The organism is Methylophaga sp. UBA5088, assembly GCF_002414625.1.
Taxonomy (GTDB): Bacteria; Pseudomonadota; Gammaproteobacteria; order Nitrosococcales; family Methylophagaceae; genus Methylophaga; species Methylophaga marina.
Genome location: NZ_DIAC01000095.1, coordinates 878 through 9,069 on the forward strand (window position 1 = coordinate 878; position 8,192 = coordinate 9,069).

7 protein-coding genes are annotated in these 8,192 nt (G+C 44.6%); 6 read left to right on the forward strand and 1 reads right to left on the reverse strand.

The window, feature by feature from the left end:
* From ftsA to lpxC, 3 genes are all read left to right on the forward strand, one after another.
* A partial coding sequence (gene ftsA / locus B4K20_RS11655) for a cell division protein FtsA (protein ID WP_289283007.1) occupies positions 1-621 on the forward strand: 621 nt, incomplete at its 5' end.
* Positions 622-671: 50 nt separating this feature from the next.
* The gene (gene ftsZ, locus B4K20_RS11660; RefSeq protein ID WP_286305474.1) at positions 672-1,826 is read left to right on the forward strand and encodes a cell division protein FtsZ; all 1,155 of its coding nucleotides are present in this window, start codon (positions 672-674) and stop codon (positions 1,824-1,826) included.
* Between the two features lie 73 nt (positions 1,827-1,899).
* Positions 1,900-2,817: a UDP-3-O-acyl-N-acetylglucosamine deacetylase gene (lpxC, locus tag B4K20_RS11665; protein ID WP_286305472.1), complete on the forward strand. Its 918-nt coding sequence runs from the start codon at positions 1,900-1,902 to the stop codon at positions 2,815-2,817.
* Here the strand turns inward: lpxC and B4K20_RS11670 are convergent.
* Positions 2,814-3,215: a DciA family protein gene (locus tag B4K20_RS11670; protein ID WP_286305471.1), complete on the reverse strand. Its 402-nt coding sequence runs from the start codon at positions 3,213-3,215 to the stop codon at positions 2,814-2,816. The two genes, lpxC and B4K20_RS11670, sit on opposite strands and share 4 nt — an antisense overlap.
* A 165-nt stretch (positions 3,216-3,380) precedes the next feature.
* Here B4K20_RS11670 and B4K20_RS11675 point away from each other — a divergent pair, with 165 nt between their 5' ends.
* The 3 genes from B4K20_RS11675 to argJ form a co-directional block, all read left to right on the forward strand.
* Positions 3,381-4,211: a M23 family metallopeptidase gene (locus B4K20_RS11675; RefSeq protein ID WP_289283008.1), complete on the forward strand. Its 831-nt coding sequence runs from the start codon at positions 3,381-3,383 to the stop codon at positions 4,209-4,211.
* 146 nt (positions 4,212-4,357) lie between these two features.
* Positions 4,358-7,075, forward strand: a complete 2,718-nt coding sequence (gene secA, locus B4K20_RS11680) for a preprotein translocase subunit SecA (protein ID WP_289283009.1) — start codon at positions 4,358-4,360, stop codon at positions 7,073-7,075.
* A partial coding sequence (gene argJ / locus B4K20_RS11685) for a bifunctional glutamate N-acetyltransferase/amino-acid acetyltransferase ArgJ (protein ID WP_289283010.1) occupies positions 7,075-8,192 on the forward strand: 1,118 nt, incomplete at its 3' end. The genes secA and argJ, both read left to right, overlap by 1 nt.

Consider the following 8,192-nt stretch of genomic DNA (forward strand, 5'->3'; position numbering starts at 1 on the left):
GTTTGTATCGTTGATATCGGCGGTGGAACCACGGACATAGCTGTGTTCGTTGATGGCGCGATTCGCCACACAGCAGTGATTCCGATTGCCGGCGATCAGGTCACCAATGATATCGCCGTGGCATTACGCACACCCACGCAATATGCCGAAGAAATCAAAATTAAATACGCCTGTGCTTTGACACAACTGGCTCGTGAAGATGAAACCATTGAGGTACCGAGTGTGGGGGACAGGCCGCCACGTCAGCTTGCTAGACAGACGCTAGCTGAAGTGGTTGAGCCGAGATATGAAGAATTATTGATGTTAGTTCAGGCTGAACTACGTCGTAGTGGGTTTGAGGAATTACTGGCTGCGGGCATTGTGCTGACAGGCGGTAGTTCGAAAATGGAAGGCGCTATTGAGCTTGCTGAAGAGGTCTTCCACCTTCCTGTGCGTTTGGGAGTGCCACAGCATGTCGGGGGACTTGTTGATGTGGTGCGTAACCCAATTCATGCAACAGGTGTTGGGTTGCTGTTATTTGGCAATCAGGAGCATGCCCCAGGGCATGGTGAAATTAAAGTAAGTGAAGGCTTAAAAGGCATGCTGGCAAGAATGAAAAGCTGGTTCCAAGGGAATTTTTAAGCTGAGTAATTGAGCATGTTTGTTTTACACAATTTTTTGGGGGAGAAGTTATGACTTTTGAATTAATTGATACATACAGTGAAAATGCTGTCATTAAAGTGATTGGTGTTGGTGGCGGTGGCGGTAATGCGCTTGAGCATATGGTCGTCAACCAAATTGAAGGGGTGGATTTCATCAGTGCAAACACGGATGCTCAAGCATTACGTAAAAGCTCAGCAACCACACAACTGCAACTGGGTGGTGACATTACTAAAGGCTTGGGTGCAGGTGCCAATCCTGATGTGGGTCGTCAAGCAGCGTTAGAAGACAGAGAACGCATCATGGAAGTTATCGATGGTGCAGATATGGTCTTTATCACAGCCGGTATGGGTGGTGGTACTGGCACAGGTGCCGCACCGGTCGTTGCTCAAGTGGCCAAAGAAATGGGTATTCTGACGGTAGCTGTCGTTACCAAACCTTTCCCATTCGAAGGTGGCAAGCGTATGAAAATTGCGCAAGCGGGTATTGAAGAATTAGGTCAACATGTTGATTCGTTGATTACCATTCCAAACGAGAAGTTATTGAAGGTACTGGGTAAAGATATGACTTTGCTGAATGCCTTTAAATCAGCCAATGATGTCTTGTTAGGTGCTGTTCAGGGTATTGCTGAATTAATCACACGTGAAGGTATGATTAACGTTGACTTTGCTGACGTTCGTACTGTGATGTCTGAAATGGGTATGGCTATGATGGGCACGGGGCATGCTAAAGGTGAGCATCGTGCACGTGAAGCGGCGAAATTAGCGGTCTCAAGCCCATTATTAGAAGATGTCGATTTGGCTGGTGCCCGTGGAGTATTGGTCAATATTACTGCTGGTCTGGATATGAGTATTGGTGAGTTCGAAGAAGTGGGTAACACCATTAAAGAATTTGCTTCAGATGACGCTACAGTAGTAGTTGGAACCGTGATTGACCCAGACATGACTGACGAGTTGAGAGTGACCGTTGTGGCGACGGGTTTAGGCGCACCGAGAGTCGCTGTAGCGAAAGCACCGGAAGAAGCTGCACCACAAATTGAAATTGTGAAAAAACCAGTTGAAATCGATTATGATGAACCGACAGTCATTCGCAATGGTAAAGATAGCCAGCAGAAACAAGTCGCCAACGGAGATGTCAATATGGATTATTTGGATATTCCAGCATTTCTGCGTCGTCAGGCGGATTAATTTAGTATAGCTGCTTATATTCTGCTTATGATATTATGCTTTGATCTGTAACTGTTTAAGGGGGTAAAACACCGTGATAAAGCAACGAACATTGAAGAATGTGATTCGTGCGACCGGTGTCGGTTTGCATAGTGGTGAGATGGTATATCTGACCCTGCGACCTGCCGCCCCTAATACAGGCATTATTTTTCGTAGAGTGGATCTGGACCCGGTTGTCGAGATTCAGGCAAAAGCTGAGAATGTGGGTGAAACCGCTCTATCGACCACGCTGATTGAACATGGTCAACGTGTTTCAACAGTGGAGCATTTATTATCTGCATTTGCCGGCTTAGGTATTGATAATGCTTATATTGACCTGAATGCAGCTGAAGTACCCATTATGGACGGCAGTGCCGGTCCCTTTGTGTTTTTGGTGCAGTCGGCAGGTATTGAAGAGCAGAATGTGGCTAAACAGTTCATCCGCATCAAAAAACCAGTTGTGATGGAAGACGGTGATAAATGGGCGAAATTTGAACCATTTGATGGTTTTAAAGTGTCATTTACTATCGATTTCGAGCATCCTGCATTTACTGGACGACCTCAACAAGTCGATGTTGATTTCTCCTCCACATCGTTTGTTCGTGAAGTCAGTCGTGCACGCACATTTGGTTTTATGAAAGATATCGAAAAGTTACGCGAAAACAATCTGGCATTAGGTGGCAGTATGGATAATGCCATCGTGGTTGATGATTACCGTGTGTTGAATGAAGATGGCTTACGTTATGAAGATGAATTTGTTCGTCATAAAGTGCTGGATGCCATCGGTGATTTGTATTTGCTGGGACACAGTCTGATTGGTGCTTTCAAAGGCCATAAGTCAGGACATGAGGTGAATAACAAATTATTACGGAAATTATTAGCTCAGGAAGATGCCTGGGAGTTGGTCAGCTTCGAAGACGATAAAGATGCCCCCATTCTTTTCAGTCGACCTGCTGCCTCAATTTCAAGCTAATTTTTCTGATTGGATTGACGTTTAGCGAGTTTATTCAAGGCGGCCTTTAATGGGCCGTCTTGCATTTCAGCGGCAGTACTTGTTAGAAGTTCTGCCGTTTCAGTTGATACACGGAGCGTATTCGGATTCATTTTCGATTTAAGCGGTTCGCTTTGTGGTCTGACCTTGACCTCCAGTTTTTTTACTGGATTCGGTAAATGCGCTGATAAGGTTTTACAAATAAAGGCAGCCTGAAAGCGCAATAAACTCGCATAATTGGCTTTATCAGTGAGAATGATGATTTTATCTTCCGTGATGTTTGCCAATGTGCAATGATTACTAAATTTTAAAGGCAGGCTTTTTTGTAAAATGGTGTTAAGCTTGTTCAGTTTTTGGGCGCGAATTGATAACCATTTCATCTGGTTATCGTTTTGATAGAGTTGACCAATGCGCTCAGGTTTTTTTGACATATTATTTTAAGTGACTGAAAAAGGATAACAATGCAGGTTATCATTATATCCTCAAACAGCAAGACCCATAAGCATTGGCATTTAACGCGATCCAGTTTGTTCGTGCTGATGCTGATGCTGACATGCCTTATTAGTGTTAGTAGCTATAGCCTGGCGAAATGGCTCTATACAGACCGCATAACAGAAAATCTCCAGCCTGTCCCCGTTCCTACTCTCTCTTCTAGTTCAAATCCCATCGATACCACTCAGAACCTGGACGAAAATCAAGAAGAAAATTTACAAGATTTTTATGCCAAACAGCTCGGTGGTTTACAGGCAGAAACTATACGTTTGAAAATGTTCAGTGAGCGTCTGGCGCAAATTGCAGGCTTTGAGACAGAAGACTTTTCTTTAGATGAGCATCCTGGTCAAGGTGGTATTGAACATGATGGCTCGCCTCTTAATAGTGAGGCACTGGAAAGAGGTATCCAACAGCTATCAAGTCAATTACGTGGTCAGAGTGATACATTAAATGCCCTTGAAGAGTATCTCATCACAAAAGAAAATATTGCGGCAGGTATTCCTGAAGGTAAACCGGTTAAAAATGGCTGGGTGTCATCATTTTATGGCAATCGTATCGACCCGTTTAATGGTAAAAAAACCTTCCATGAAGGTATCGACATTGCCGGCAAAGAAGGCAGTCCAGTCATGGCTGTAGCCGATGGTATTGTCAGCTGGGTGGGTGATCGTGGCGGTTATGGTGGCTTAGTCGAAGTCGACCATGGTAACGGCTATGTCACACGATATGCCCACAATAAAACAATAAAGGTGAGTAAGGGCGAGCGCGTCAGTAAGGGTGAAGTGGTGGCGCTGATGGGATCGACAGGGCGGTCAACCGGCCCACACGTTCACTACGAAGTCTTACGTGACGGCCAACATATCAATCCTTATAGTTTTATCAAGTAAATTCTTTTGAGCTCTTGTTTTATTTGTGGGAAGTCTCCACATGAAACAATGTGATCTACAAACACTGACTTTGTCCGCGTTATAATCACAAGTTTATTACTTTTATCGGTGTTCACGCCGTAATCAACACAGTTTAAGGCGAAAAAATGGTTAGCAAGTTTTTCAGTAAAATTTTTGGTAGTCGTAACGAGCGCGTATTGAAAAAAATGCGTAAGACGATAGATGAGATTGCCAAGTTTGAAACAGAAATAGAACAACTTGATGACCCGGCGTTACAAGCCAAAACTGAGGCATTTAAACAGCGTCTTGCTGATGGCCAAACTATCGATGACATATTGACCGAAGCTTTTGCCGTTGTTCGTGAAGCCAGTAAACGTGTTCTCGGCATGCGTCACTTCGATGTCCAATTAATCGGTGGCATGGTGTTGAATGATGGCAAAGTCGCTGAAATGAAAACCGGTGAAGGTAAAACACTTGTTGCGACATTGGCTGTCTATTTGAATGCACTTGAAGGTAAAGGTGTTCACGTCATCACGGTTAATGATTACCTGGCAAAACGTGACGCCACGCAAATGGGTAAACTATATGGATTCCTTGGCCTGACAACAGGCGTTATTGTTGGCGGTCTGGGTAATGATGAACGTCGTGAAGCCTATAATTGTGATATCACCTATGGCACCAATAATGAATTTGGTTTCGATTATCTTCGTGACAATATGGCGTTTCGTTTGGAAGAGAGAGTCCAGCGTGAATTAAATTTTGCTGTCATCGATGAGGTTGACTCTATTCTGATTGACGAAGCCAGAACACCGCTGATCATTTCTGGGCCAGCAGAAGACAGTTCAGAGTTATATCAAAAAATTAATACGCTTATCCCTAGCTTGAGCAAACAAGAAGGTGAGGGCGATGACGTTACCGTAGAAGGTGACTACACACTAGACGAAAAAAATAAGCAGGTTCACTTTACCGAGTCCGGTCATGAAAAAATTGAGTCGATGCTCACTGATATCGGTTTGTTATCAGCTGATGCCAGCTTATATGATGCGGCCAATATTGGTTTAATGCACCACGTCACCGCTGCGTTACGTGCGCATGTCTTGTTCCAACGCGACGTGGACTACATTGTTCAGGATAACCAAATTGTCATTGTCGATGAATTCACCGGAAGAAGCATGCCCGGTCGTCGTTGGTCTGAAGGCTTACACCAAGCGGTTGAAGCCAAAGAAAATGTGAAGATTCAAAACGAGAATCAAACCTTAGCCTCTATCACTTTCCAGAACTATTTCCGTCTGTATTCTAAATTATCGGGCATGACAGGTACTGCGGATACTGAAGCTTACGAGCTGCAATCCATTTATGGCCTGGAAGTTGTGGTCATTCCGACCCACAAAGAAATGCAACGTAAAGATGAAGCAGACCGTATTTATCTCACCGCAAAAGAAAAATACGATGCCATTCTGGAAGATGTGAAAGATTGTGTGAAGCGTGGACAACCTGTCCTGGTAGGGACAGCGTCTATTGAAAGCTCAGAATATCTCCATAGCCTGCTTAAAAAGGCCAAAATTCCACACGAAGTGCTCAACGCTAAATTCCACGAAAAAGAAGCACACATTATTGCGAATGCAGGTATGCCTTCAGCGGTAACGATTGCCACCAATATGGCTGGTCGTGGTACCGATATTGTGCTCGGCGGTAGTTTAGATGCTGAGTTAGATGGTTTGCCAGAAGATACAAGTGACGAACAAAAACAAACCATCCGCCAAGCGTGGATGAACCGTCATGAAGCGGTATTAGCAGCAGGTGGTTTGCATATCATTGGTACTGAGCGTCATGAGTCTCGTCGTATTGATAATCAACTTCGTGGCCGTTCCGGTCGTCAGGGTGACCCTGGATCAACACGCTTTTATCTGTCTCTTGAAGATAATCTGATGCGTATTTTTGCTTCAGACCGGATGGCTGGACTGATGCAGAAATTAGGCATGGAAGAGGGGGAAGCTATTGAACACCCTTGGGTATCACGTGCCATTGAAAATGCCCAACGCAAAGTGGAAGGGCACAACTTCGATATTCGTAAACAATTGCTCGAATTTGATGATGTCGCCAACGATCAACGTAAGGTTGTTTACGAGCAGCGTAATGAGCTGATGGCTGCAGACGATGTGTCAGAGACCATCTCATCAATGCGCAGCACGGTGATTAATGATGTTATCAGTATGTATATTCCACCTAATAGTATTGATGAACAGTGGGATATTTCTGGCTTAGAGGAAGCACTCAGAGAAGAGTTTGCTCTTGAAGCGCCTGTAGCCGAATGGTTAGAAAATGATGACTCTTTACATGAAGAGTCATTAAGAGAACGTATCGTAGAAGAAGCAGAGAAGGCATACCAACAAAAAGAAGAAGCCGTTGGCTCAGAATTAATGCGTCACTTTGAAAAAGCCATCATGTTACAAACGCTGGACTCCCAATGGAAAGACCATCTGGCCCAGATGGATTATTTACGTACAGGGATTAATCTACGTGGCTACGCACAGAAAGATCCTAAGCAGGAATATAAACGTGAATCGTTCAGCCTATTCAAAGCGATGCTTGACAATATTAAGCATGAAGTCATTAAACTCATCTCTCGCGTACAGATCAGAGCTGAAGAAGATGTGGAAGCGGTTGAAGAACAGCGCCGTCAGACAGCTGAAATGGAATATCAACACGAGCAGGCTCAACAACTAGCCAGTGAAGAGAATCAAGAAGAAGATCTTGCTGCTCATCAACCTTATACTCGTGATGGTAGTAAAATCGGTCGTAACGATCCATGCCCATGTGGCAGTGGTAAAAAATTCAAACAATGTCATGGAGCTATTCGTTAATGGCAGTCAATTTGTCAGCATCTAGGGCGGAGGATTTACTGGCCATTGATGGTATTCGTCTTGCCACGGCTAGTGCAGGAATAAAAAAGCCAGGCAGACAAGACGTTGTATTGATAGAACTCGCCGAAGGCACACAAACAGCCGCGGTTTATACAACGAATGCTTTTTGTGCTGCCCCTGTCATTGTGGCGAAACAGCATCAAGCAGCTGAAGCGACACGATATTTATTAATTAATTCTGGCAATGCTAACGCCGGTACTGGTGAAGCTGGCCTGGTTGCAGCTAAAGCGTGTTGTCAGTCTGTAGCAGAAGTCGCTGGGGTCAATGAAGCGAATGTTTTACCATTCTCTACAGGTGTAATAGGTCAACCATTACCTGTCGATAAGATCCGTGCCGTTTTGGCTGATACCTATGATGGTCTAACAGCTGATAACTGGTTAGCCGCTGCTCAAGGCATTATGACAACAGATACGCTCGCTAAGGCGAAGTCTGTGCAAGTTGAATTAGCTGGCAAAACCGTTACGATAACCGGTATATCTAAAGGATCCGGCATGATTCGACCTGATATGGCCACGATGCTGGCTTATATCGCGACTGATGCCAATGTGGATTATGCTGTTTTAACCACCATGTTAAACAACGCCATGAATCATTCTTTCAACCGCATCACGGTGGATGGTGATACCTCTACAAATGATGCGTGCGTGCTAATGGCCACGGGCCAGGCAGGCAACGCAAAGATTACTCAGATTACCTCAGAAGAAGGCGAAGCCTTGCAAAAGGCGCTGAATGATATTTGTTGTTATCTGGCGCAAGCTATCGTACGTGATGGTGAAGGTGCGACCAAGTTTATTACCATTAATGTAGAGCAAGGACAAAGCCAGGAAGAATGCCGCCAGGTGGCCTATACCATTGCCCATTCACCATTAGTCAAAACAGCACTGTTTGCTTCTGATCCAAATTGGGGAAGAATCCTTGCGGCAGTGGGACGTAGCGGTTTAGCTGATTTTGATTTATCAGGTGTGTCTATTTTTATTAATGATGTCTGTATCGTTAAGTCCGGCCAGCCTGATCCAGATTATACTGAAGAGAAAGGGCAGGCTGTCATGGCCGAGTC

Coding starts and splice junctions, on each gene's coding strand:
- ftsZ (WP_286305474.1), top strand. CDS start 672: ATGACTTTTGAATTAATTGATACATACAGTGAAAATGCTGTCATTAAA.
- B4K20_RS11670 (WP_286305471.1), bottom strand. CDS start 3,215: ATGAAATGGTTATCAATTCGCGCCCAAAAACTGAACAAGCTTAACACC.
- B4K20_RS11675 (WP_289283008.1), top strand. CDS start 3,381: ATGCTGACATGCCTTATTAGTGTTAGTAGCTATAGCCTGGCGAAATGG.
- secA (WP_289283009.1), top strand. CDS start 4,358: ATGGTTAGCAAGTTTTTCAGTAAAATTTTTGGTAGTCGTAACGAGCGC.